General features: G+C 57.8%; 26 protein-coding genes. 7 read left to right on the top strand and 19 right to left on the bottom strand.

Translation table 11 applies throughout. The features are described 5' to 3' along the window. Positions 1 to 141: 141 nt before the first annotated feature. Positions 142 to 1,191, top strand: a complete 1,050-nt coding sequence (locus tag PH5382_RS01225) for a methyltransferase domain-containing protein (RefSeq protein ID WP_058332513.1) — start codon at positions 142 to 144, stop codon at positions 1,189 to 1,191. A gap of 133 nt (positions 1,192 to 1,324) precedes the next feature. Further along, complete coding sequence (locus PH5382_RS01220) at positions 1,325 to 2,425, top strand: ABC transporter ATP-binding protein (protein WP_058332664.1); 1,101 nt, start codon at positions 1,325 to 1,327, stop codon at positions 2,423 to 2,425. A 49-nt stretch (positions 2,426 to 2,474) separates the two neighbouring features. Here PH5382_RS01220 and PH5382_RS01215 read toward each other — a convergent pair whose 3' ends face one another. Next, on the bottom strand, positions 2,475 to 3,155 hold the full coding sequence (locus tag PH5382_RS01215) for a helix-turn-helix transcriptional regulator (protein WP_058332512.1): 681 nt from the start codon (positions 3,153 to 3,155) through the stop codon (positions 2,475 to 2,477). A gap of 47 nt (positions 3,156 to 3,202) precedes the next feature. Next, complete coding sequence (locus PH5382_RS01210) at positions 3,203 to 3,547, bottom strand: hypothetical protein (protein ID WP_058332511.1); 345 nt, start codon at positions 3,545 to 3,547, stop codon at positions 3,203 to 3,205. A gap of 222 nt (positions 3,548 to 3,769) precedes the next feature. Here PH5382_RS01210 and PH5382_RS01205 point away from each other — a divergent pair, with 222 nt between their 5' ends. The 5 genes from PH5382_RS01205 (at position 3,770) to PH5382_RS01185 (ending at position 7,654) form a co-directional block, all read left to right on the top strand. Beyond that, a complete protein-coding gene (locus PH5382_RS01205) occupies positions 3,770 to 4,006 on the top strand; it encodes a twin-arginine translocase TatA/TatE family subunit (RefSeq protein WP_058332510.1) in 237 nt (78 codons plus the stop codon). Between the two features lie 6 nt (positions 4,007 to 4,012). Then, complete coding sequence (tatB, locus tag PH5382_RS01200) at positions 4,013 to 4,525, top strand: Sec-independent protein translocase protein TatB (protein WP_058332509.1); 513 nt, start codon at positions 4,013 to 4,015, stop codon at positions 4,523 to 4,525. Continuing rightward, positions 4,522 to 5,397 (top strand): twin-arginine translocase subunit TatC, encoded by an 876-nt coding sequence (gene tatC, locus PH5382_RS01195; RefSeq protein ID WP_058332508.1) that lies wholly within the window; start codon positions 4,522 to 4,524, stop codon positions 5,395 to 5,397. Before tatB ends, tatC begins: the two co-directional genes overlap by 4 nt. A 143-nt stretch (positions 5,398 to 5,540) precedes the next feature. Further along, a complete protein-coding gene (locus PH5382_RS01190) occupies positions 5,541 to 6,644 on the top strand; it encodes an acyltransferase family protein (RefSeq protein ID WP_156414813.1) in 1,104 nt (367 codons plus the stop codon). Positions 6,645 to 6,808: 164 nt separating this feature from the next. Beyond that, the gene (locus PH5382_RS01185; RefSeq protein ID WP_058332506.1) at positions 6,809 to 7,654 is read left to right on the top strand and encodes an ATP-binding protein; all 846 of its coding nucleotides are present in this window, start codon (positions 6,809 to 6,811) and stop codon (positions 7,652 to 7,654) included. A gap of 172 nt (positions 7,655 to 7,826) precedes the next feature. Here PH5382_RS01185 and PH5382_RS01180 read toward each other — a convergent pair whose 3' ends face one another. The 17 genes from PH5382_RS01180 to PH5382_RS01095 all read right to left on the bottom strand — a co-directional run bounded on the left by PH5382_RS01180 (position 7,827) and on the right by PH5382_RS01095 (position 24,838). Continuing rightward, complete coding sequence (locus PH5382_RS01180) at positions 7,827 to 9,041, bottom strand: peptidoglycan DD-metalloendopeptidase family protein (RefSeq protein ID WP_058332505.1); 1,215 nt, start codon at positions 9,039 to 9,041, stop codon at positions 7,827 to 7,829. A gap of 154 nt (positions 9,042 to 9,195) precedes the next feature. Beyond that, a complete protein-coding gene (locus tag PH5382_RS01175) occupies positions 9,196 to 9,843 on the bottom strand; it encodes a protein-L-isoaspartate(D-aspartate) O-methyltransferase (RefSeq protein ID WP_058332504.1) in 648 nt (215 codons plus the stop codon). Further along, the gene (gene surE, locus PH5382_RS01170; protein WP_058332503.1) at positions 9,840 to 10,622 is read right to left on the bottom strand and encodes a 5'/3'-nucleotidase SurE; all 783 of its coding nucleotides are present in this window, start codon (positions 10,620 to 10,622) and stop codon (positions 9,840 to 9,842) included. The genes PH5382_RS01175 and surE overlap by 4 nt, the downstream gene beginning before the upstream one ends. A 286-nt stretch (positions 10,623 to 10,908) precedes the next feature. Beyond that, entirely contained in the window at positions 10,909 to 11,559 is a 651-nt protein-coding gene (locus PH5382_RS01165) for an SDR family NAD(P)-dependent oxidoreductase (RefSeq protein ID WP_058332502.1), read from the bottom strand. Between the two features lie 90 nt (positions 11,560 to 11,649). Continuing rightward, entirely contained in the window at positions 11,650 to 11,934 is a 285-nt protein-coding gene (locus PH5382_RS01160; protein ID WP_058332501.1) for a hypothetical protein, read from the bottom strand. A gap of 341 nt (positions 11,935 to 12,275) precedes the next feature. Further along, the gene (locus PH5382_RS01155) at positions 12,276 to 12,818 is read right to left on the bottom strand and encodes a DUF2199 domain-containing protein (protein ID WP_058332500.1); all 543 of its coding nucleotides are present in this window, start codon (positions 12,816 to 12,818) and stop codon (positions 12,276 to 12,278) included. Between the two features lie 180 nt (positions 12,819 to 12,998). Further along, positions 12,999 to 14,519, bottom strand: a complete 1,521-nt coding sequence (gene purF, locus PH5382_RS01150) for an amidophosphoribosyltransferase (protein ID WP_058332499.1) — start codon at positions 14,517 to 14,519, stop codon at positions 12,999 to 13,001. A 335-nt stretch (positions 14,520 to 14,854) separates the two neighbouring features. Then, positions 14,855 to 15,532 carry a Hint domain-containing protein gene (locus tag PH5382_RS01145; protein ID WP_058332498.1) on the bottom strand — a complete coding sequence of 226 codons (678 nt, stop codon included), beginning with the start codon at positions 15,530 to 15,532 and terminating at the stop codon, positions 14,855 to 14,857. A 408-nt stretch (positions 15,533 to 15,940) separates the two neighbouring features. Beyond that, the gene (locus PH5382_RS01140; protein WP_058332497.1) at positions 15,941 to 16,495 is read right to left on the bottom strand and encodes a CvpA family protein; all 555 of its coding nucleotides are present in this window, start codon (positions 16,493 to 16,495) and stop codon (positions 15,941 to 15,943) included. Between the two features lie 39 nt (positions 16,496 to 16,534). Next, positions 16,535 to 17,902, bottom strand: a complete 1,368-nt coding sequence (radA, locus tag PH5382_RS01135) for a DNA repair protein RadA (RefSeq protein ID WP_058332496.1) — start codon at positions 17,900 to 17,902, stop codon at positions 16,535 to 16,537. A gap of 250 nt (positions 17,903 to 18,152) precedes the next feature. Beyond that, positions 18,153 to 18,602: a paraquat-inducible protein A gene (locus PH5382_RS01130; RefSeq protein ID WP_058332495.1), complete on the bottom strand. Its 450-nt coding sequence runs from the start codon at positions 18,600 to 18,602 to the stop codon at positions 18,153 to 18,155. Between the two features lie 619 nt (positions 18,603 to 19,221). Then, the gene (locus PH5382_RS01120; protein WP_058332493.1) at positions 19,222 to 19,968 is read right to left on the bottom strand and encodes an ABC transporter ATP-binding protein; all 747 of its coding nucleotides are present in this window, start codon (positions 19,966 to 19,968) and stop codon (positions 19,222 to 19,224) included. Further along, positions 19,961 to 20,473, bottom strand: a complete 513-nt coding sequence (locus PH5382_RS01115) for a hypothetical protein (RefSeq protein WP_058332492.1) — start codon at positions 20,471 to 20,473, stop codon at positions 19,961 to 19,963. The genes PH5382_RS01120 and PH5382_RS01115 overlap by 8 nt, the downstream gene beginning before the upstream one ends. Next, positions 20,470 to 21,252, bottom strand: a complete 783-nt coding sequence (locus tag PH5382_RS01110; RefSeq protein WP_058332491.1) for an MlaE family ABC transporter permease — start codon at positions 21,250 to 21,252, stop codon at positions 20,470 to 20,472. The genes PH5382_RS01115 and PH5382_RS01110 overlap by 4 nt, the downstream gene beginning before the upstream one ends. Continuing rightward, on the bottom strand, positions 21,249 to 22,286 hold the full coding sequence (alr, locus tag PH5382_RS01105; protein ID WP_058332490.1) for an alanine racemase: 1,038 nt from the start codon (positions 22,284 to 22,286) through the stop codon (positions 21,249 to 21,251). Before alr ends, PH5382_RS01110 begins: the two co-directional genes overlap by 4 nt. A gap of 380 nt (positions 22,287 to 22,666) precedes the next feature. Then, entirely contained in the window at positions 22,667 to 23,152 is a 486-nt protein-coding gene (locus PH5382_RS01100; RefSeq protein ID WP_156414812.1) for an Hsp20/alpha crystallin family protein, read from the bottom strand. 216 nt (positions 23,153 to 23,368) lie between these two features. Then, positions 23,369 to 24,838: a replicative DNA helicase gene (locus tag PH5382_RS01095; RefSeq protein ID WP_058332663.1), complete on the bottom strand. Its 1,470-nt coding sequence runs from the start codon at positions 24,836 to 24,838 to the stop codon at positions 23,369 to 23,371. Positions 24,839 to 25,025 lie beyond the last annotated feature (187 nt).

Below are 25,025 nucleotides of genomic sequence, written 5' to 3'. Positions count from 1 at the left end.
GTTAGTGAACCCGGTTGTCGCTTGCGAAGGGACCATTCACGGTCTAGCCAGATTCAGACTTAAGCAAAAATCCAGCGCTCAACCGCGTCGCTCGCCCACGGCACTCTGCGGTGGGCGAGGGCCAATCCGGAGATCTCCCAGATGAAACATGAAGCAGTACAAAACTACTACGGGGAGGTGCTTCAGGGCAGCGAGGATCTGCAGACCAATGCTTGCTGTACCCCCGATGATATGCCCGATTACGTCAAGACCGTGCTGTCGCAGATCCATGATGAGGTGCTGATGCGCTATTATGGCTGCGGGCTGATCGCCCCGGAAGCGCTGGAGGGCGCGCGCATTCTTGATCTGGGATGCGGGGCTGGGCGTGATGTCTACGCATTGTCAGCGCTGGTGGGGCCCAAAGGGCGGGTCGTGGGCGTTGACATGACACCAGCACAGCTGGAGGTGGCGCGCCGTCATCAGGATTTTCATGCCGAAGCCTTTGGCCATCCTGAAAGCAACGTGGAATTCCATCATGGCTATATTGAAAAGCTGGAAGATTTGGGGCTGGAGCCGGGATCTTTTGACATCATTGTCTCCAACTGCGTCATCAACCTGGCAACCGACAAGGGAGCAGTGCTGCGCGGGGCGCACCATCTTCTAAAAGAAGGCGGCGAGATGTATTTCTCTGATGTCTATGCAGATCGGCGGGTGCCGGAAGACATGGCCAAGGATGAGGTGCTGTATGGGGAATGCCTGTCGGGGGCGCTCTATTGGAACGATTTTCTCACGCTGTCCAAGGAGGCCGGTTTCAAAGATCCTCGGATGGTGACAGCGCGCCCATTGACGATCGAAAATCCCAAGCTCGAAGCCCGCGTCGCCCCGCTGAAATTTCTGTCGGCCACCTATCGTTTGTTCAAACTGCCAGAACTGGAAAGCGCTTGTGAAGACTACGGTCAGGCGGTGATCTACAAAGGCAGTATTGCCCATGCGCCGCATGCACTGCGCCTAGATGATCACCATGTCATCGAGACGGGCAAGGTCTTTCCGGTCTGTGGCAATACCTGGATGATGCTGCAAGACACGCGTCTGGCTCCGCATTTTGATTTTATCGGCGATTTTTCCAACCATTATGGCATCTTTGTCGGCTGTGGTGGCAATTCACCTTTCAACGGGCTGGAATTGGACGGCGCGGTGCCGGGCTGCTGCTGAAGGCTTGCGCGGCGGCGACGGGGTTGGTATTTGCCGCTGAAACCGATTTGCAGGATCGGACAGCTTGCGAGGCCGAATGAGCACAGCATCCCCCCAGCGCCAGCCAGACCAGCAGTCCCAGTCCGGGTTGCATATGCAATCGTCAGTTCAACCTGGGTTGCCGGTACCACGGCTGGAAATCCGCCATATCTATCGCTATTTTGATGGCCGTGCAGTGGTGGATGATGTGTCGTTGCAGATCCAGGCGGGGCAGGTGACCTGCTTGCTGGGGCCTTCGGGCTGCGGAAAATCCACCACATTGCGGATGATTGCCGGCGTGGAAATGCAGGATAGTGGCGAGATCTACGTCGATGGCAAATTGATTTGCGACACGGTCTTTCGTGTCCCGCCAGAGCGGCGCGAGATTGGCCTGATGTTTCAGGATTTTGCCCTGTTTCCGCACCTGAGCGTGGCAGACAACGTCGCCTTTGGTCTCAACAAAGGCAGCAAGGCCGAAAAACGCGCCCGGGTCGAAGAACTGTTGGAAAAGGTCTCGCTGAAGCGGTTCATTGATGACTTTCCGCACCAGCTGTCAGGTGGCGAGCAGCAGCGTGTCGCGCTGGCGCGGGCGTTGGCACCCAAGCCACGTATCATGCTGATGGATGAGCCTTTTTCTGGACTTGATAACCGGCTGCGTGACGGCATCCGGGATGAGACACTGACTCTGCTGAAAGAAGAGGACGCAGCCGTTCTGCTGGTGACGCATGAACCCGAAGAGGCCATGCGCATGGCCGATGAAATCGCGCTGATGCGCGGCGGCAAAATCGTCCAGCAAGGTGCGCCCTACAACGTCTATACCCGCCCGATTGACAAAGCGGCAGTGGCGTTTTTCAGTGATATCAACGTGTTGAAGTCACAAGTGAATGGTGCCTTGGCAGATACACCTTTCGGCCAGTTCCTAGCACCGGGTATTGCGGATCGCACCGATGTGGAAATCGTTTTTCGCCCACAACATGTGCGCATTGATTTTGACCGCAGTGGCAAAGGGCCCCTGCCCACTGCCACCGATGGAGTGCCCGCCCGCGCCGTGGTAAAGCGGGCACGCTATCTGGGCCACGAAAGCCTGGTGGAGTTTCAGATGGACTATGATGACTCTATCCTGAAAGTGACCGTTCCGCGCGTGTTTCTGCCTGAGGTCGGGCGGGTGATGTGGCTGACAGTTCCGCGCAACCGCTGTTTCGTGTTTCCGGCTTAAGAGCTTCTCTGCCTAAGTCAGAACCGCCTGATATCTGGTCCGCAGGTTTTCAGCCCTTTGAGCGGTGTGGGTCATAGTCGGACAATTGCTTGCCCGGCTCGTCGACGAATAGCTCGGGCAGGGCGGTGACCTCTTCGATCAGATCAACGCGGAAGACACGGAAATCGCCACGCGTTTCGCACCAGGCGGTCAGGGTCCAGATTCGCCCCCAGTATTCCATGTGTAGCGGGCGGATGATGCGCTTTGTCAAAGTGCCATCTATGCGACGATAGCGCAGTGACAGTTTTTGACGCGATTTGATCGCCGCACGCAGGGTCGGCATATGGGCAAAGCCCCGTGCGGCATCGGCAAAAGGATAGACCGCAAATTTCCAGGCATCTGCCTGGGCGATGGTTTCTTCTGGCAAAACCGCGTCTACCTTGGCTGCAAGCGACTGCGCCGCTGCCTTTAGATCTGCATCAGCGGCCTCTGCGACGATGGCCATACCAAGGTTCAGAGCTTCCAACTCTTCCGGGGTCAGCGTGAGCGGTGGCAGGGTGATCTGCTCGCGCACCATATAGCCGATACCGCGTTCGCCTTCGACCGGCACACCTGAAGCCACAAGCGTGTCCATATCGCGGTAAATGGTACGGGTCGAAACCTCGAGCCGGGCCGCAATATCCATTGCGCGATGGAGCTTTCCATCGCGCAGGATCTGGATGATTTCAAAAAGGCGGTCGGTACGGCGCATGGAACTACCCTTGGCTCAGGTACCGATGCCGCGTCAAGATGGCCACGCTATGATGGTGCCAACGTCCAGTGAATGGTCTCGTGACGGATTTGAACACTGTCTGGCTTGATAGCCGCCATCAGGGCAGGGGCAAAATCCTGTTTGCCAAAGCTTTCAGCGACTTCAAGTGCGGTTTCCATGTCCTTCCAGATCACCGTATCTGTCCAGCTGCCATCCTCGCCTGCGCTGAGACGGCGAAAGACAAAGCCGGGATTGGCGCGAACAAAATCTGTGCTTTGCTTGCTCAGCGCAATGAACTGGGCTGCTGTGACGTCAGTGTTCAGCCGAAAGGTCACGGTTTCGGCAACGGCATCTGCGACGGTCTCGGCGGCGGCTGTATCTGTCTGTGTCATATCAAACTCCTTATGTTGATGGCCAGGACATAGCGGGTAGCAACTGACACAAACCTGTCAGTTGTGTTTCGGACTGGGCGAAAAAAGAGAATTTTGGGCCATCCGGCAGGTGCTGAACGCAGCCCTGGCCTTTGCTCCTGTGCTGCAGGGGCGTAGAACCTGAAGCCAGACAAGAATGTGCCGGTACAGGTTCGTGCTGGCAAAAGTGTAGGAGAGATTCACATGCTCAATAATATCGGCCTTCCCGGCCTGCTTCTCATCGCTGTTGTGGTTCTGGTGCTGTTTGGTCGCGGCAAGATCAGCTCGCTCATGGGCGAAGTCGGCAAAGGCATTACCTCGTTCAAGAAGGGCGTCAACGAAGGTGCCGCCGAGCTGGAACAGGATGCAGCTGACGTTGCAGACGAGGCCAAGGACGTGACACCAGCCGCAGATACGGCGACCGAAAAAGACAAGGCGTAAGCGCCGATGTTTGATCTTGGGTGGACCGAACTCTTGGTCATTGGCGTGGTCGCGCTGATCGTCGTCGGCCCCAAGGACCTGCCGGTGCTGTTTCGCAGCGTTGGCCGTTTCGTGGGCAAGGCCAAAGGCATGGCGCGCGAGTTCAGCCAGGCGATGAATGACGCCGCTGATGAAAGCGGCGTGCGCGATGTTGCCAAGGGGCTGAAGGCGGCGACCAATCCGATGAACACCGCAATGGACGGGGTCAAAGAGGCGGCACAGGATATGGCCAAATCTATCGATCCGACCAAATCCATCGACCCAACCTCGTTCAAGCCAGGGACGGAGACGGGCAAAATGGCAGTGGAGCGGGCACTGGAAGCCAAGAAAATTCAGGCATCCACCGCACGTGCAGCCGCCGAGCGAAAAGCGCGCGAGGCTGCTGAGGCGATGGAGCACGCTCAAGCCGCCGAGGCGGCGCTGGATGCAGCGCCAGCTGAAAGCGAGGCTCCCTCAGAAGGAAGTGAGGCCAAAACATGAGCCAGACAGAAGAGGTCGAAGATTCGACCGCGCCATTGATCGAACATCTGGCCGAGCTGCGCACGCGGCTCATCCATTCGGTTGTGGCCTTTCTGGTGGGCATGATCATCTGTTTCACCGTGGCGACGCCGATCTTCAACTTTCTCACGGCACCTTTGTGTCAGGTGCTGTCGGAGCGTGGCCAGGATTGTGATCTGATCTTCATCTCGCCGCAGGAAGGCTTTTTTGTTGCGATCAAGGTCTCGCTGCTGGGCGGTCTGATCCTTAGCTTTCCCTATATCGCGATGCAGATGTGGCGGTTTGTGGCGCCGGGGCTCTACAAGAACGAAAAGGGAGCCTTTTTGCCCTTCCTGGTAGCTTCGCCTTTCATGTTCCTGCTTGGCGCCAGCTTTGCCTTTTTCGTGGTGACACCTCTGGCCTATGATTTCTTCCTTGGGTTCCAACAGTTTGGTACCGAAGGCGAAGCCGTGGCGGAAACCGGTGCGGCCCCGCTGAGCGTGGTATTTCAAGGCTCCGCACAGGAGTATCTGAACCTTACGATCAAGTTCATCGTGGCCTTTGGCATGTGTTTCCAGCTGCCGGTTCTGCTGACACTGATGGGCAAGGCTGGTTTGGTCAGTGCGGATGGTTTGGGGGCTGTGCGTAAATATGCGGTGGTCGCCATTCTGGTTCTGGCCGCATTGGTCACGCCACCGGATGTTATCACCCAGGTCATTCTGTTTGTGGTGGTCTACGGGCTCTACGAGATCTCGATCTTCCTGGTGCGCCGGGTTGAGACCAAGCGCGAAGAAAAGCTGCGGGCGGAAGGCTACTATGATGATGAAGACGAAGATCCTCTGATGGCCGAATTCGACGAGGATGACGACAAGTAATCCGATTGAAAAGAGTGACTAGACTGCGCGCCGCAACAGGCGCGCAGTCTTTTGTTTTAGGGGGCTAGCCAAGCCTTCGGCGGCACCAGGCTTTGGGCGTTTCGGCCTCTAGCAGAGCAGAATTACAATTGAGGACCATAGCTTTGTCTGATGCGCCGCGAATTCTCCGGTTTTATGGAGACACTGATTTCATTACCGGGCTACGGGCGCTGGCAGCGACAATGGTTGTCATGATCCATACCGGAGCATTGGTCAATTTTGGCGCGCTTGGGCAGGCAATCACCAGTGCCGGGAAATACGGCGTCGACATCTTTTTTGTGATCTCCGGCTATACCATTGCCAGAACTTTCACCGAGGCCAAAAACTATCAGAGCTACCTGACTCGCCGGATCCTGCGCATCGTGCCGCTGTATTGGCTGGCGATTGCCGTCGCCATCCTGCTGTGGCGGACAGGGGCCTTTGCCTTGCCGTATTGGATGCAGGAGTTGGGGTCTCAGCCGGATCTCTATAATTTCCTCATGCATCTAAGTATGTTGAGCTATCTGGATTATCGCGTGGCAAATTCCCTTCTTGGCGTGGAATGGACCATCCCGATCGAAGTATTTTGGTACGTCTGTCTGCCTCTGCTGCTGCATTTTACCAAAAGCATTCCCAAAGCGGTCGGCGGTATTCTGGTGCTGCTGGTTCTGACCGGGGGGCTGTCTTATGCATCAAAACAGCTGTTTGGCACCTCGCAGCCCATCAAATGGTCGCCAATCGCGCATGGGCATTTGTTTGTTGTTGGCGCAGCGGCATTCTATCTGCGCGAGCGTTTTGCCGAGGGGGGCTCTGGTCGGGCCGCGTTCTGGATTGGGGGCGCGGTGCTGGTGTTTCTGACGGCGCTTTTGTTGGATTTCGGCGGACGTTCTGAACTTCTGGCGCTGTCCACAGCCGCAATGATCGTCTGGGCAACACCGCAACGCGTGGCCTGGCTGACCCGGCCCCTGACACTGCCGCCGATGCTGTTTCTGGGATCGATCAGCTACAGTATCTATTTGCTCCACATGCTGGTTTTGCAAGTGATGCAGGGGTTTGCACTGTTACCGCAGGCCGGGCTGGCGCAGTTCCTTGTGGTCTATAGCGTGACCGTCGCGCTTTCGACCGGCACCTATCTTTTGGTTGAAAAGCCAACAAACCGCATGGGGCGCCGATTGGCAGAGGCAGGGCAGCTGGCCGGTTCGACGGTTTTGCCCAAGGTTGAGAATTAGCAGGGTAGCAATCTGAGGATTTGATGAGATCTTGCTGCGGCAATCTGCAGTGCCGTCGCGAACATAAACTTCCGATCCCGCTCGAATGGCCGGTCTTCCTGCTCAGAGGCTTGTTGCTCAGCTTCAGACATGCTTTGTCCGACCGGTAAACGACGGAGACACCCATGGACCAGACCACATTGACCCGCATAGCCGAAGCACTTGAGCGCATGGCGCCGGCACCGCTTGCGGCCCCTGATTTTGAGGCAGCTTCGGCGTTTGTCTGGCATGTTGAGCCCGATCGACTGGAGCCGGTTGCCAAGATCAACCGCGTCGATTTGGATCTCTTGGTCGGGATCAACCGCTCTCGCGATACGCTGCTTGAAAATACACGAAGGTTTGCCCGCGGCGACGCAGCCAACAATGCCCTGTTGTGGGGCGCACGTGGCATGGGCAAGTCGAGCCTGGTCAAGGCTATCCACGGTGCCTTGCTGGCGGATGATCATAGGGAGCTCAAACTGGTGGAGCTGCAGCGGGAAGATCTGCCCTCGGTGGCGCGATTGCTGAACCATCTGCGCAAGGCACCGCATCGCTTTATCCTGTTTTGTGATGATCTGTCGTTTAGCCATGATGATCAGCACTACAAAAGCCTGAAGGCGGTACTGGATGGCGGTATCAAAGGTCGTCCCGAAAATGTGGTGTTCTACGCTACATCCAACCGCCGACACCTGATGCCGCGCGACATGATCGAGAACGAGCGATCCAGCGCCATCAACCCCTCCGAGGCGGTCGAAGAAAAGGTCTCTCTCAGTGACCGATTTGGCTTGTGGCTGGGCTTCCACCCTTGCGATCAGGATGAATATCTCGAAATGATTTCAGGCTATTGCCTTGCCCACGGCGTTGATGTGGATCGCGAAGTGATGATTGCGGAAGCGATAGAATGGCAGGCAACACGCGGCGCGCGATCGGGCCGTGTTGCTTGGCAGTTTTTTACCGATCTGGCCGGGCGACACGGGATCGCTTTGGGCTAGGCGGCTACAGGCAGAGCCGCCAAATCTCCCGGCTCTGCCAGTCCAAACTCGGGCGCTCGGGTGCCAGAATCCGACAAAATCCGGATGTTATCAGAGCAGTGCAAGATTGAAACTCTGCCTGATTGAGACTCTGCCCAGTGGTATTCTGTCCGCCGATGCTCAGGGTGCACGGTCAGTTCAGATAGAGCAGGGGATCCTGGCTGTCGAAACCGTCTCGGACTTCGAAATGCAACAATGCCTGTGGTGAGTCATGCAGCGTGGCGATGGTTTGTCCGCGCTTGACCTGATCGCCTTCGGTGACTGAAATCTTGTCGACGTTGAAATAGATCGTCGAAAGCTTTGGGTCATGGCGAATGACAATCAGCGGGATATTGTCGGAATCCTTGGTAATCACCGCCACGGTGCCGCTTTCAGCCGCTTTGACCGACGCGCCTGCAGCTGCCGCGATATCAATGCCGTCGCTGCGCCCTTTGGCGTAGGTTTTCACGATTTTACCCTGCACCGGATAGGCCATGGCGGCCGTGCTCGGGCGGCTGGGTTCTGGTACATCCACCGTGGGCAGGGTTTCAGCGGCAACATCGGCAGGAGCAATGTTTTCTTCCGGCAAAGGCTTGGTGGCGCTGGGAGGTGTCGGTGTAGCCGACCCTTCGCCCGGGGCTGTGGTGGAGGTGGCGGCAGCAGGGGTGCGGGCCGGGCTCTGGTCCTTGAGTGGGATCATCAGGTGCTGGCCTTCGCGGATGGCGAAATCACTGCCCAGACCGTTCCATTCTGCCAGGGATTTGACCGGCACCTGATAGAGGCGCGAAATGGTATAGGCGGTTTCACCGCGTACCACCTTGTGGCGGACAGGCTCTGGTCCGGCCTGCACTTTTACCGGCTTTACCTGCGGTTTTGGCTGGATTTCGGTTGTGGTCACCGAGCCGGGGTTCGGTGAGGTAGCAGGTGCGCTGTCGATGGCAGTGCCAGCCAGGGCGGCGATATCGACAGCACCGGGATTGGCTTTGCCAGCGGCACTGTTGGCGGCCGTAGGCGCGCGACGCGGCAGGGCCAGGACTTCGCCTTTGCGCAGCGGGTCGCTGGGTTGCATGCCGTTGAATTTGGCAATTTCCCCTGCCGGTAGGCCGATACGGGCGGCCAGATCGCTAACCTTGTCGCCCCGCTGGGCAACCGCAACCTGATAAGAGGGGTAGGTGATCAGACCACGTGCATCCGGCGTCGGCCGGTTCGAGGTGGCACTCTGCGCCGCCTGAGTGGTGTTGAACCCGCCGATCTGGCCGCGCAGATCATAGTCCAACGGGTTCTCGCAGCCCGCCAGCACAGCTAGCAATGGAAGGGTCACCAGCGCCATCCGGACCGGTGCGGAGCGAAGTTTTGGGCTGCCTGTCATAGTACTGTCCTCAATTTCTGTCCGGGCGATCCTGGCAAGGCAATCCCAGCAAGGCTTTGTGCCTCTTGTGCCTGCGGGCTCGCTGCCGTCAATGGTCTTTTACGGTGAGCTGCATAATCGGCGCGCCTTTGCCGCAATTTAAGGCGCCTTTGCCTCAGCCCTCTTTGCCCAGACCTTCGAGCAAGGGCACAAAGCGCACCGGGCGCAGCTCATCATAGTCCAGCCCATCATCGGTTTTGCGCACGCGGATCAGGGTCTGCACCGTGTCGGACTGGCCCACGGGCACAACCATGATGCCACCGGGTTTCAGCTGTGCCAGCAAAGGGCCGGGCGGGTCTTCGGCGGCGGCGGTCACGATGATGCGGTCAAAAGGTGCCTGATCTGGCAGGCCGAAACTGCCATCCCCCACAAGCGAGGTGATATTGGCCAGCTGCATGCCTTCAAAGATCATCCGGGCCTCGCGCACCAAGCGGGCGTGCCGGTCAATAGTGTAGACACGCCGTGCAAGTTTGGCGAGAATTGCGGCCTGATAGCCGGAGCCGGTACCAACCTCCAGCACCGTGTCGCGGGGAGAGACCTGCAAGGCCTGGGTCATCAATCCGACCACCGAGGGCTGCGAGATCGTCTGACCACAGGCAATTGGCAGCGGCGTGTCCTCATAGGCGCGGTCGGAAAAGATCCCACGCACGAAGGGGCCGCGGTCGATCTGCTCCATCGCCTCGAGCACTTTGGAATCTGTCACCCCGCGAGAGCGCAGGGCAAACAGAAACTGCATCTTTGTTTCCGGGTTGGGGCCGCTCATTCGATGCCCTTGAACCTGTCGAGCGCATCATCTGCCGTCAGGTCGGCGCGCATGGGCGTCACTGATATGTAGCCGTCCAGATTGACGCTTGCATCGGTGTCAGGTGCTGTGTGTACCTGCTGATCGCCGCCGCGGATCCAGAGATAACGCCGCCCGTTGGGCGAGATCTGCTCTTCGGCGGAGAAATGGCTTCCACGCCGAAAGCCCTGACGCACCACGCGGGTGCCTTTGACGGCATCGGCGGGCACCGGGGGGAAGTTAATGTTGTAAAACAGGCGGTAGTCCTGGTCTTCGTCCGGGGCAGCTGCCAGAATTTTGCGAATGAGGTCTGCGCCATGCTGGGCTGAAGCCTCAAACGGGTTTTCCAGATCCCGGTTGTGCGGGCCGAAATACTGCGACAGAGCCATGGCGGGAATGCCCTGCAACGCCGCTTCCATTGCACCACCCAGAGTGCCCGAATAAAGGGCATTCTCGGCGGAATTGTTGCCGCGGTTGATGCCTGACAGAACCAGATCGGGGCGCGTGTCTTTCATGGCAACGTGAATGCCGCCCAGCACGCAGTCCGCAGGCGAGCCTTCGGCGGCAAAGCGGCGCGGGGCCAGCTCACCCAGCATCGAAGGGCGTGTATAGCTGATACAATGCGCGACGCCGGACTGCTCAAAGGCGGGGGCTACGGTCCAGACTTCACCGTCGGGACCGGCGAGATCATGGGCGATTGCCTCGAGAACCGCAAGGCCCGGAGCGTTGATACCGTCGTCATTGGTGATGAGAATGCGCATAAGGCCCCCTGACAGTTGTTTTGAACTGAATAGGCTTTGGGCGAAAAGGGGGCAAGCCTTTCGACAGGCTAGTTGCCTGCAAGAGCACAGAGAACGGGTAGACGTGCCACAGGTTGCGTGATGGAGCGGAGCCGAAGGGGGATCGCACCAGGGGATGGCAACACTAGGCCCGAGCCCTCATGGTGCGTGCCTCGATATTGATGAGAGCCCTCGCTGGAGGGGAGCTGGGAGCCTAGGCCGTATGGGAAACCAGACCCTGTGAGGAGCCGTGAGGTTCCGTCTGGTATTAATCCTCGGCGAGGATCTCTGGCAGAAGACGGGCGGCTTCGCTGTGAATATCGGTCAGCGGGCTGCGGTCTTCACCTGGAAAGAACCGCGCGCGAATGGCGGTTGGCATTGGCTGTGGCGACAGGATTTTAACCTGTGGTCCGGTTTTCACCGTTTCTGCCTGCCAGCTGCGCGCGAGCGCGATCTGCGCGGCCTTGCTGGCACCATAGGCGCCAAAGAATTTCTCACCGGCGCGCGGATCATCAAAGAACACGGCCCGCCCATGCTGCCCGAGTAGGGGCGCGATATAGGGGATGAGAACCGAAGGCGCAGTGGCATTCACTGCGATGGATTTGGTCCAGTCCTTGACAGCCACCGACGACGCGGGGCTAAGGGGGGCTGCATGAATGGCGCTGTGCAGCCACAGATCAAGCTGTCCCCAGCGGTCATGGATGCCCCGGCAAAGGGTAGCCATGGCTTCGGGCACGGTGATATCCATGGGCGCCAGGGTGGCAGAGCCGCCAGCCACCTTGATCCGGTCGTCGAGCTCTTCTAGGGCACCAGTGGTCCGGGCCACGGCGACAATGTGATGGGTCGGGGCGAGGGCTTCGGCGAGGGCTGCACCCAGCCCGCGTGATGCACCGGTAATAAGAGCGAGTTTCTGTGTCATAACCAGCCTTTTGATCCGCTTGCGTCGAGGGGTCAAGCCTCCATCTTGGCGCAGCAGCAGCTGTGACTGTTCAGGGCAGCTGGCATGCGGCTAGCTGCCGGGGATCGCGATGCGCTGGCTCTTGCCGGACTTTTCGAGGATCATCCCTTCAGCATCAATCCCCAGAACCGTGCTGCGCGAAATGCGGCTACCGGTCTTGACCGTCTTGAGCCGTCCATTGGGCAAACGCACCAGCGCCTGAAGATCATCCTTGGGCCCAAAGAGCCCCAGTAGGTTGAGGCTCTTGCGATCCAGAGCACTGGTCTGCGTGGCCTGGCCTGCAACATTTCCGGGAGTTCTGACATCACGTGTCTGGGCAGCGGTTCTGTTTGTCATCGTTTTCTTGCTTTATGAGCCTGGCACAAAAGGCGACAGGAACAGGGTTAAAGGGGCAAGGTCCCTGAGCTTGCGCCGGGCTGACCCTTGATGCCGCTGGCAGCTATCAGTCCGGACGAGCAGGCGCCAGAGCACCCATGGATCGCGCCACATGCCTCTGCTTTGCATCGGCAATGCTTTGCGTGATCCGTGCTGAAATTGGCAAGGGTTCGCCGATGTCAGGCAGGGATTACTCCCAGAGGGTGAGGCCCAATCTGGGCTTCCCTCCCGACGTGCGATGAGAGCCCTTTGAAAGGAAGATGTCGGTTCTGATTTTGGGCTTTAGACTCTTGGAACTGTGATCAGGAATCATAAACCAGAGAGGCAAGATCATGCCCATAGGCATGCAGCAGCTCTAACAGCTCTTCGAGCTGCGCCCCGGCATGTTGCAGCGTCGACAGCGGATGATTGGGTTCGGAAACCTGCAGTTCCGGGTATTGCCCTTCGGGACGCATGTGCAACATGCAGGCGACCGGCGTGCTGTTGTCAGGTGGGATAGCATTGGCGAGCCAGGCCGGCCGGCTGCCGAGGCTTTCGGTTTCCTGCATGTCGAGCAGGTCAAGATAGGCGTCAAAATCCTCGGTGCCGAGATTGGCCCAGGTGCCAAGGATAAACTCCTCGCCGCCGCTATCTGCCAGGGGGATCGCCAGAACCGCGCGGACGAAGCGCAGATCGCCCAAGCGGCAGAAATCATCCGTCAACACATCACCGGATTGTCCCAGAATGGCCGAGTTGTCCTGCACAACCAGATCCTCTGAGCAGAGGTCGGGGCGATCGCAGCTGAGGCTGAGAAGCTGAGCAAAGGTCGCACCACAACAGCGGCATTGGCGCGAGGAAGTCAGCATACGGGCAAGAAGAGCGTCCAAGGATGGGATCTTTCAAGTGGCCCGGACCCCGGGCAGCAAAAACAAAGGAAAGGCGCCGATCTTGTGGATCAGCGCCTCTCCCGAATGACGTTGGCGGCTCTCATAGCCTGCTTTGGCAGTGATATCAAACCCCAGCCTCAAACAGGCAAACGGATGGGCTCAGGTCGCCAGTTTCATGCTGTTCCAGGATTCGCCCTGTGCAGGCATGTCCTTGATTTTAGCACTGACACGGCCGCTGGTTTCGAGCGAATTCAGATAATCCTCGCTGACGCTGCCGGTAACATATTTGCCGTCGAAACAGGAGCAGTCAAAGGTGCTGATCTCCTTGTTGCCTTCATGGGCGGCCCAGATCAGGTCCTCAAGCCGCTGATAAATCAGCGCATCAGCCCCCAGCTCTTCGCGAATTTCTTCGGTGGTGCGCCCATCTGCGATCAACTCGTGTTTGGTAGGCATGTCGATGCCATAGACATTGGGGTATTTAACCGGCGGCGAGGCGGATGCGATATAGACCTTCTTGGCGCCAGCATCGCGGCACATCTGAACGATCTTCTGGATAGTGTTGCCGCGGACGATGGAATCATCGATCAGCAGAATATTGAGACCCTTCATTTCCAGGGGAATGGCGTTCAGCTTGCGGCGCACCGATTTCTGCCGTTCTGCTTGACCCGGCATAATGAAGGTCCGACCGATATAGCGATTCTTCACCAGGCCCTCGCGGTAACGGATGCCGAGGGAGTTCGCCACTTCCAGTGCAACGGGGCGGGCGGAATCGGGCACTGGAATAATGCTATCGATCTCAAGGTCGGCCTCAATGATCTGCTGGGCCAATGTCTGCCCCATGCGCAGCTGGGTCTTGTAGACAGAAATCCCATCGAGCATCGAATCGGGACGGGCCAGATAGACATATTCAAAAATACAGGGGCTCAGCTTGCCCTCGACCGCCTGGAAGCTGTGCATATTGCCCTCCAGGTCGATCAGAATCGCCTCGCCGGGGTTCACATCGCGCAGTTTTTCAAAACCGTTGATGCCAAAGGCGACGTCTTCCGAGGCAAAGGCATAGTCGTCGCCTTTGCCCTCAACCGCGCGCTTGGCGATGGAAAGTGGGCGAATGCCATGGGGGTCACGAAAGGCCAGCATGCCGACACCCGCCACCAGACAGATCACCGAATAGGCACCCTGAATACGCTCCATGGTCATCTTCACCCCGGTAAAGAGGTTACGGATCGGGTCCATGGTGCCGTTGACCTTTATGCTGTCCGAGACCTTGTCGGCCAGCACGTTCAACAGGATTTCTGAATCCGATGTGGTGCGCAGGTGACGGCTGTATTTGGCGGTAACTTTTTCGCGCTGCTCGGCCGTATTTGTGATATTTCCGTTATGGACCAAATAGATACCATAGGGTGCGTTGACGAAAAACGGCTGAGCTTCAGACGCGCTGAGTGAGCCTGCGGTTGGATAGCGCACATGGCCGATCCCAACCTTGCCGGTCAGGGTTTCTGCATCCGAGGCCCCAAAGACATCCTTGACCAGGCCATTGGCCTTGCGTTCGCGAAAGAATTCGCCGGTATAGGTCACGATGCCAGATGCATCTTGGCCGCGATGTTGCAGCATCAGCAACCCGTCATAAAGTTCCGCAAAGACCTCGTCTTGTCGGCTTGCGATCCCCAAAATCCCGCACATTGAATGGCTCCAATTTCACTGTAGCGTTGCTCATCGGTTGCTGTCGTGTCAGCGGACACCCTGCAGCCCTGCACGCGCTTCCTAGCTTGGTTGGGCGTTGGAATACAGAAGAAAGCGGCGTTTTTTCTGCGTCATTTGGTGCATTGCACCTGTATCAATGCAGCGCACGCCGTATCAGAGCGGATTTCACACCGGGTTTTGGCGATGAGGCTGGGCTTTTGGTCCGCCATTCAAAAAAAGCGCCGCTTTTTGACAGGCGGCGCAAGTGGGGATTGGGGAGTTCGAGGTCCCGGGAGAGGGTCTCGCTGACGAGAGCCCATAGACCGGATATGGCATTACGCGGCTTTGGGGCCCGACAGCAGTTCCTGCAACAGATCGGGGTAACGGGCATCTTCCTCTTCGATGCCGGTCATGGCCAGGGCGCGACCTTCTTCGCTGGCAAGGATTTGGCGGGTTTCGGACAGGGACAGCACTTTGAACGCGCCTTCATCACCGCCTTCACCAGCCTGCATCAGCATGCCGCTTTCAGCCCAGATCAGCTCTTCTTCGGCACATTCGATATGGATACGACCAAGGCGTTCCGGGGCCACAGCCTTGATACCATTGTATCCGGCCAGCGAGATCAATTTGACCAGAACAAGCGGCAGACCAAACAGACGTTCTACCGCATCGATTTCCAGTGCTACCATCTGGTCAGCGGGCAGGCTCAGGTCACAATCGTTGCCAAGGGCGCCGGCGGGAACATGCATCAGGGTGGTCATACGTGGAACCGCGTGGCGCAGGCTGACAACTTCCTGGCTGCCACCGTCAAAAGTGTAGACCATGTCACCGGGCTTTACGTCGCGGGCCTGCAAAAAGCCGCGGTCGGTTTCGACCAGCGTATCCGGCAGGAAACCACCGGTGCGGCTACGAGCAGGGGCCTTTGGCGCGGGCTCTGGCTGCACCAAGGGAAAATCCAACAGAAGGCCCGCCGGCTGAAAATCGGCGAAAGAGTTGAAGTGATCCAGAAACATGGTGTCGTCCCTTCTGAGCGCAAATGCCATTTTGGCGGTGTTGAGCCTATGTGGCCCCCGAATTGGGACGGAAATGGGGCAGGGGTGCGGCCAATTTCGATCTTGGGGTGTTTTTTGGCGACAAAACCTCGTTTTTCTGGGTGATTGTTAACCTTTGGCGCCGGTCAGGTGAGGAATTGTTAAGAATCAGAGGCCCTGCGGGAGGCAGAGCCAAAATCAGAAACGTCTTTGATTCTCTCTGGTTAACAAAGTCTTAATCGTTAACGGAGCGCGTTAACCTGTTGGAGCTAAGGTCGCAGAGAATGTGGTGGTCACGTGGAGAAGCCATTGTCCGACCATGAAAAAAGGGCGCCAATATGGCGCCCTGATGGATCTGTCTTTGATGTGTTTTGGTAAACAGATGATGGCTTAGCTGCCGCAGGAACCGATCAGCGCCTCATATTGCTGTGTGACCCAGCCAAGTGCCTGTTCGGGATTGCGGTCTTCGATTTTGCCAATCATCCGCTCAAACACCACCGCAGAGCGGCTTTCGTCAACAATTGTGAAGCTCTGCCCAGTCATCACAACATTATAGAGGAAGAACGCTATCGCCACGAGCAGGATACCCCGCAAGACGCCGAAGAAGAAGCCGGCCCCCTGATCAAGCCCACCCAGGGCCGAACGCTGGACCAGCGATGAAAACAGAGGCGTGAAGAACGACACCACAATCAGCGCCACCGCAAAGACGGCAGCAAAGGCGGCAATGATCGACAATTCGCAACTGTCAGCAATGAATTCGCCAATCACCGGAATCTCCGCCATCAGCGGCTCCACTTGTGGGGCAAACATAAAGGCAAGAACGCCGGCTGCGATCCAGCCTGCAATGGCCATGGCCTCGCGGACGAAACCGCGCGAATAGGCCAGAAGTGCCGATAATACGATGACCAGGGCTACGACCCCGTCAATAATGGTGAAACCGTCCATATCCCTCGCCCGTTAGCCTTCAACAAAATTTCGGCAACTCTAGCCGGCTCCAAAGAATTCGCCAACAAATCCGGTCAAATCCGAGGCCTGGCGCAGGCCAAGACCCTTGATCGAAACAGATTTGCCACCACTTGGAGCAATTGCAGAGGTGAAACCAAGTTTTTGCGCTTCTTTCAACCGGTTTTCTGTCTGTGGTGCCGGACGAAGCGCCCCTGACAGCGATATTTCTCCAAAAACGGCCGTATTGGCTGGAAGGGTGACGTCCTCGCGCGCACTAAGAAGCGCGGCGGCCACGGCAAGATCTGCGGCGGGTTCGGTGATTTTCATGCCGCCGGCCACGTTGAGATAGACATCAAGCCCGGCAAAAGGAATGCCGCAGCGCGCCTCCAGCACCGCGAGAATCATCGCCAGACGCGAACTGTCCCAACCCACAACGGCGCGGCGCGGTTGCGAATGTGGCGAGGGGGCGACCAGTGCCTGCATCTCGACCAGCACCGGGCGGGTGCCTTCGATGCCTGCGAAAACCACCGAGCCGGGCGAGGGCTCACCACGATCGGACAAAAACAGCGCCGAAGGATTTGTCACCTCTGAGAGGCCCGCTCCGGTCATTTCAAAGACGCCGATTTCATCTGCCGGGCCAAAGCGGTTTTTCACCGCGCGCAGGATCCGGAATTGGTGGCCGCGCTCGCCTTCAAAGTAGAGCACGGTATCGACCATATGTTCGACCACACGGGGGCCAGCAATCTGGCCGTCCTTGGTGACATGGCCGACCATGATGATCGAAATGCCTTGGCTTTTGGCAAAGGTGGTAAGTTCATGTGCTGCGGCGCGCACCTGACTGACAGACCCCGGCGCGCTGTCCACGTGATCGGCCCACATGGTCTGAATGGAATCGATGATGGCCAGCTGCGGCTTTTCGGCCTCCAGCGTGGTGAGAATATTGCGCAGGTTGGTTTCGGCCGCCAGCTGCACCGGTGCCTGCGCCAGCCCCAGGCGCTGTGCCCGCATGCGCACCTGCGCCGAGGCTTCCTCGCCCGAGACATAGATGGTTTTCACTCCTGCCTGAGCAAAGCGGGCAGCGGCCTGCAACAGCAGGGTTGATTTGCCAATCCCAGGGTCGCCACCGACCAGAATGGCAGATGCCGCAACCAGCCCGCCGCCAAGAACGCGATCAAGTTCGCCAACACCGCAGGTGGCGCGTGGTGGTGGGGCCTCTTCGGTCGACAGATCAGACAAAGGAATGGTCTTGCCACGCCGCATGCCAAGCGATTTCTTGGCGGGCCCACCAGAAGAGAGGCCCTTGTCTTCGACGATGGTGTTCCATTCGCCGCAGCCTTCGCAGCGACCGGACCATTTGGAAAAGCTCGCGCCACAGGCCGAACAGGAGAAGGATTTTGTTTTTGCCATGGGGATGTTCTGCCTGATGTTCCGTATTTGTTCAAGTGTGGTTTTGCTTTAGCAGCCGCGCGCTCCCGCCCGTCGTTGGATCATTCCAGATGATCCGCTCCTGTTGGGCCGAGCGCCGCTGACGCGGCGCAAAAGAAGGATCTGCTGAGAGGCGCTTCAGGGGCAGATCTGCCCCGAAGGCGCCAGTTCGAGGTTATAGCCGCTCTTTGCCGCCTCAATGATTTTCAACCCTGCCAAAGGCAGGGCGTCGTCATTGACCTGCCAAAGACCGCAAGTGGCGTTCGGTCAGCAGGCCGAGCACGAGGGAGGCAACAATGCAGGCGGTAAACATGTAAAGGCCCCAGGCGATTTCGATCGTGGCGTAGCCGATGCCTTTGGCGAGGGTGATGTAAAGTGCAATCAGAAATATGTCAGCCATGGCGAGCTTGCCAAGCACATGCAGCACCGGTTGCGCGCGTGGATCCAGCAGGCCCCATTGAACCAGGGCTAGGCCGATGGTTTTGAGGTATGGGGCGAAGATCGCAAAGAAAGTGACGATCAGAGCCAAAGCCGCGTCGCTGGTCCAGAGCGATTGCAGGCCGGTGATGACAGAGATTTCGCTGAGGCCAAAGATTGGCAACAGCCCTGCGCGCATCAGAGGCGCAAACCAGGCGATGGGATAGAGGAGAAGGAGAGTAAGGGTTAGGAGGCGAAGGGTCATTTTGTGGAACCGGAAATCTGAGAATAAGCCTTAGTCTCTAAGGCAGTCTAAGCAAGGCAACAAGATTTCCAACCTAACTGGCTTATAGGTTAGCGAAACGTCCGGGTCACGTGTCCGGTAGGTGGGGCGGTTTTCATCAAGGAACGAGAAGTAATTCTCGTTGAGTGCTAATAGCTGCCAATCGAAACGAAGCGAGTCACTCGCTTGTTCCAACGTTAGCCCTTGAAACTCGTTTCTGTTGTCTCGGAAGAAGGTTTCCGCGTGTCTCAGGAGTGTACTCTCCACCACTGAGGCAAGGTCATAGTGGTTTTGTAGCTCTTCACGAAGTTTCCAGAGATCATGGCCAAATTTCTTTGGTTTGCGAAGCTCGGATTCGGAAACCCCTTTGTGAAGTCGGATTCGGAAACCCCTTTGTGAAGTAAGAGTGACTTTGCGATTAGCTCGAAAGCTTGGCCAGATAACTGAAAAATGGGTCCGATCTTGAAGACCTCGTTAAGGTCATTCTTTTTCAAGACTAGAATATTGGCTGCGGATAAATAGGCGTCTCCGTAAGCAAGGAAGCTTGCTGGCGTTTCCTTCAGATTGAGAAGCTGACTCTTATTTGTGTCAATACCTTCACTCACCGAACCGCCTCGATCGGTCCCTCCGCGCGGCCGTGAATGAACTGGTCGAGGTAAGGATCCCCGCTGTCGTCCATCTCGGCCACCGGACCGGTCCATTTGATCACGCCGTCATGCAGCATGGCGACATTGTCGGCGATGGCGCGGACCGATGTCATATCGTGAGTGATGGTCATGGCGGTGGCGCCCATTTCGACCACGATCTCGCGGATCAGATCATTAATGACACCGGACATGATCGGGTCCAGCCCGGTGGTGGGCTCGTCAAAGAAGATGATCTCGGGCTCCGCGGCGATGGCGCGGGCAAGGCCGACGCGTTTTTGCATTCCCCCCGACAGCTCAGCGGGCAGGCGGTCGGCCACATCGGGTTTCAGTCCCACCCGGCGCAGTTTTTCGATGGCGATGGCGCGGGCTTCCTCAACCGGGCGCTTTAGTTGTCCGCGCAGCAGGCGAAAGGCGACATTCTGCCAGACCGGCAGCGAGTCAAACAGGGCGCCCCCCTGAAACAACATACCAAACCGCGCCAGAAAGGCATCCCGGTCACCCGCGCCGGCGGGCTTGCCATCGACGAAAATCTCACCGCTGTCGGGTGTGATCAGGCCAAGCACGCATTTCAGCGCGACCGATTTTCCGGTGCCGGAGCCGCCGATGATCACCATCGAGCTGCCCTTTGGGATCTCAAGGTTGAGGCCCTGCAACACGCGGTTGTCTCCAAAAGCCTTGTGGACATTGTCCATCTTAATCATGTGTCACCTCAAGATCGGAGGGGCGGGGGCTGCGATACCATGGCACCTGGCCGCTGCGGAAAACGGCGTCGGCGTAGATGTCGCCTGGCTCCATGATCACGTCGCTGACCAGGGAAAGGGAGTAACTTTGTACCGAGGTCCTGCGATCAGAAAACACCCGGTCATCCGCAGTCGAGGCGCCAAAGATTGCCTCTGCCGCGCCCAGCTTTTTCTGACTGGAATGGACACAGGTCACGCCCTGGCATTGGAAGCCATCAGACTGGAGAAAGGACAGCGCGTCCGACCGCGACATCCCCTGCAGATGTTCGAAGGCTACGGCCTGCAGTCTTTCGTCAGGGGTTTCGTATCTGGTTTCACCACGCGGATCATCTGTCGCGTGATTTGGGCTTTGATTTGATGATCTGTCAGAGGCGGCGCGGTCATGATAGGCACCAATGACTTCATAGGATGGCCCGGCGCAGGCGGAGAGTCCAGCCAGACATGCTATAATCCCGGCGCGTCTCATAGCGAGAAGAATACTCCGGTCAGTACAAAGTTGGTGGCCAGAATCAAAACAGCTGCCGCCTCGACCGAGGATTTTGTAGCGCGTCCCACGCCCTGCGCGCCGCGACCCGATTGCATGCCGTAATAGCAGCCCATGGTGGCCGCGATGGTGCCAAAGAAAGCGCCCTTGACCAGCGAGGAGATCACATCCAGGGGCTCAAGAAAATCAACGGTGTTTTTCAGATAGGCGGCGGCGTTGAAATCGAGGTTATGCACCGCAACTGTATAGCCGCCTGCAATGCCGATGATGTCACCGATGCCAACCAGAACCGGGACTGTCACAAGGGCTGCCAGAACCCGCGGGGCGACCAGATACTGCATAGGATTGGTTGACAGGGTCACCAGCGCATCAATCTGCTCGGTTACCTTCATCGTGGCGATCTCGGCCGCGATCGAGGATGTGACGCGGGCGGCAATCATCAGCCCCACCAACACTGGACCCAATTCGCGCACCATGCCGATGGCAACAATCTGCGGCACCACGGCCTCGGCGTTGAAGCGGGCCCCACCAGCGTAGATCTGCAATGCCAGTGCGCCACCAGTAAATACGGCGGTGAGGGCGACGACGGGCAGCGACAGCCAGCCGATCTGCAACAGTGACAGAGCAAACTCACGCGGATAGTAGGGCGGGCGCAGCATATTGGTGAAGGTGCTGATTGCAAACAGCGCCACCCGGCCTATGGAGGCAAGGGCTGCGAGCGCCATCCGTCCGAGGCGCGCCAAAAGATCCAGTGGGTTCATCCCTGATAGGTCCGTGCGTAACGATGGCCGAGCGAGGTGAGGATCTCATAGCCGATGGTGCCTGCGGCATCGGCGAGATGGTCCACGGTCTGCGCTTCATTCAGGAGGGTCAGATGGCTGGGCACCTCTTCAAGTGCCGTGACATCGACTGTGATCAGGTCCATCGAGATACGCCCAACCACGGGGCAGGGGGTTTCACCGGCATAGGTTGTGACACCTGTGTTCATCATGGCGCGGTGCAACCCATCGGCATAGCCCGCAGCGACAGTGGCAATACGCGTGGGGGCCTTCGCCACCCAGGTGTTGCCATAGCCGACGCTTTCGCCGGGATCGAGGTCGCGGACCTGGATCACTGGCAGGTCAAGCTGTACCACCGGCACAGCATCACCATAGGGGGCACCTCCATAAAGGCCGATACCCGGACGGCAGAGATCAAAATGATAGTCGCGCCCCAGCAGCATGCCACCTGTCGCCGCGAGTGAGCGGGGCACTTCGAAACCATTGGTCATATCAACGAATGTGCGCAGCTGTTGCGCGTTCATGGCGTGGCCGGGCTCATCAGAGCAGGCAAGGTGAGACATCAGCAGAACCGGGCTCTGCCCCAATGCGATGTCGCGCACGGCAGCCCATTCGGCAGGCTCCATGCCAAGCCGGTTCATGCCGCTGTCGAGCTGTACGCCAAAGGCATGGCCGGGCAGGGCCTCAAAGTGGCGCAGCATCTGATCCAGCGAGTTCAGCATCGGCGTCAGCTGGAACTCCTTCAGCAGCTTGGTGTCGCCCTCCATATGGCCGGAAAACACCGAAATGCCAGGGCCGGGTCCCAAAGCGCGGCGCAGGGCCACGCCTTCTTCGGCGGCTGCCACAAAGAAATTGCGTGCGCCTGCCGTGGCCAGTGCCTTGGCCACGCGACCCGCATCCAGGCCATAGCCATTTGCCTTGACCACTGCGGCGGTCTCGCAGTTGGTCATTGCGTTCAGATTCCGCCAGTTGGTCACCAGCGCATCGAGATTGATTGTCAGTCTTGCCGTGCTCATGCCCCGTTCTTGACATGCGCGCGGCAGGGGTCAAGTGAAATTCGCGGGGAATTCTGCGTGTTGTGGCAAGGATCGGCTGCTTCTGGCCCGTTTCGCAAATTTGGAAGTCTATCGGGGGCAACCACCTATAATTATGCTGTGTCTTCAGCTCTTCTATTATAGGTGGTTGCGAAAGGCCGACATGCGGACTTGGCCGCCCTTTGCCGCAAGCGCGAAGAAGGCGCGGCTCCAAGGATTTTTCCCGCAATAGGGCCGACAGTTGCAAACAGGCCTTATGGCCCATGCGCAGTGCTTAGAGGGTTTGATCGCTCCGCTCCCAGTCGCAAGGCTCAAGCCGTCGGGAACGCCTGCCCGACTTCACTTCTCCCAATTCTGCAACCTTAATCGCCGGATTTGATTTCGACCTTTTTGGCCTTAGTCACAGCCTCTGGCGGCTTGGGGATTGTGACGGTCAAAACGCCCGCTTTCACCGAAGCGTCGACTTTGTCGGGGTCAATGTCAAAGGGGAGCGCCATGGAGCGGTGGAACGAACCAGAGCGGCGTTCAATGCGGTGAAATTCGCGGCCCTCTTCTTCGCCCTTCTCTTCGTTTTCTGACTTTTTCTCGCCCTTAATGGAAATGCGGTTGCCGGTGATTTCGACGTCGATGTCTTTCATTTCGATGCCTGGCAGTTCAGCGGTGATGCAGATTTCCTTGTCGGTTTCGCTAAAGTTCGAACGCACAGCAAAGCCGTCAGTTTTCGACAACATGCCAGTGTCAAAATCATCAATCAGCGAGTCGATCTGTTTGCGAAGCGCGCCAAAAGGACCATCGGCATCGGCCTGTTTGCCGAACCATGCTGCAGGTAGCCAATCATTGTTTGTCATTTCCACAACTCCATTTTTGATGCGTTATTCGCTGGAGTTTCCATGAAGATTAGAGCTCTGGCACTGACATAGGTCATTTTCTCGGAGGATTGGAGGCAAAAACATCTGCAAGGTAAGCTCACGACGTCGGTATTGGGTTCAAAGCCAACACTGTTTTAGGTTTGCCGTGGCTTGAAATGTGCCTCCGCTGCGACCACGCGGCGGAGGCAAAAATGTTTAGTATTCGTCTTCGCGCGGACCGTTTTGCCATTCCTTGGCGAGGTTTCCGAACCTGGTGAACTGGGCGATAAAGGCGAGCTCTACCGTGCCGATGGGGCCGTGACGCTGCTTGCCGACGATGACCTCAGCCTTGGCATGCAGCCGGTCCATTGCCTGTTTCCACTCTTCCATTTTGTCCAGCTCGTGATCGCCGGGCTTTTCGCGTTCCTTGTAGTATTCTTCACGGAACACGAACATCACCACGTCGGCATCCTGTTCGATCGAGCCTGATTCTCGCAGATCCGACAGCTGTGGCCGTTTGTCGTCGCGGTTTTCCACCTGACGCGACAGCTGTGACAGCGCAATTACCGGAATTTGCAGCTCTTTGGCGATGGCCTTCATCCCCATCGAGATTTCAGCGATCTCGTTCACCCGGTTTTCGGCCATACCACGACAAAGCTGCAGATAGTCGATCACCAAGAGGTCCAAACCATGGGTACGCTTCAGGCGACGTGCCCGCGCGGCCAGCTGCGAAATCGGCAGGGCAGGCGTGTCATCGATGAACAGCGGGCAGCTTTCCAGATCCTTGGCGGCCTGCACAAAGCGGCGGAATTCGCCTTCGGTCATATCGCCCTGACGGATCTTGTGAGAGCTGATTTCCGAAGCTTCGGCCAAGATCCGGCCCGCCAGCTGTTCGGCTGACATCTCAAGACTGAAGAAGCCGACAACACCGCCGTCCAGCGCGCCCTCGCTGCCGTCCGGTTTGGTGCCTTTCTTGTAGGCTTTGGCGACGTTAAAGGCGATGTTGGTCGCGAGCGAGGTTTTCCCCATCGAGGGTCGTCCGGCGAGGATCAGCAAATCCGACGGGTGCAGGCCACCTAGCTGTTTGTCCAGATCAGCAAGCCCGGTTGAAATACCAGCCATGCCGCCGCCACGCTGGTAGGCCTCGTTGGTGACATTGACCGCTTCGGTGACGGCTTTCAGGAATGATTTGAAACCGCTTTCAGTCTGGCCCTGTTCTGCCAGCTGATACAGCGACTGCTCTGCCTCGACGATCTGTTCCTTTGGCTCAGAGGCGACATCGACGCGACGCGCCTTGTCGGCGATGCTTTGACCCAGGGCAATTAGCTCGCGCCGGATCGCCAGATCATAGATCATCTGCGCATAGTCGCGCACCGCAAAGGCCGAGATAGACGAGCCTGCAAGTTTTGCCAGATAGGCAGGGCCACCAAGTTCCCTCAGCCCTTCGTCATCTTCCATGAAGGCCTTGAGTGTGACCGGAGAGGCCAGCGCGTTTTTGGAAATCCGGGCGGCGGCAATTTCGTAGATCCGGGTATGTACCGGGTCATAGAAATGGGTGGAATTAATGATCGATGCTATGCGGTCATAGACATCGTTATTGGTTAGAATCGCGCCCAACAGCTGTTGTTCGGCCTCTACCGAATGGGGCAGCTCGATTGGTTCGGACGCAGCTTTGGCAACGGTCATTCCGGTGTTGGCAGATCCCGTGGTCTGAACACTACTGTCTTGCGCCAAAGCGGGCAGTTGATCGGGGATCGCACCATCCATCTCATCCGGCATTTCGCTGGAGATGTGGTCTGGCATTTCATCCGGCAGGGGCGCGCTGGGAGGAATATCGTTCATTGCTGCTCTCTTTGGTTTGAGCGGTAGTAGT

The organism is Phaeobacter sp. CECT 5382 (assembly GCF_001457775.1).
Taxonomy (GTDB): domain Bacteria; phylum Pseudomonadota; class Alphaproteobacteria; order Rhodobacterales; family Rhodobacteraceae; genus Pseudophaeobacter.
This window is presented reverse-complemented; position numbering and strand designations above follow the sequence as displayed.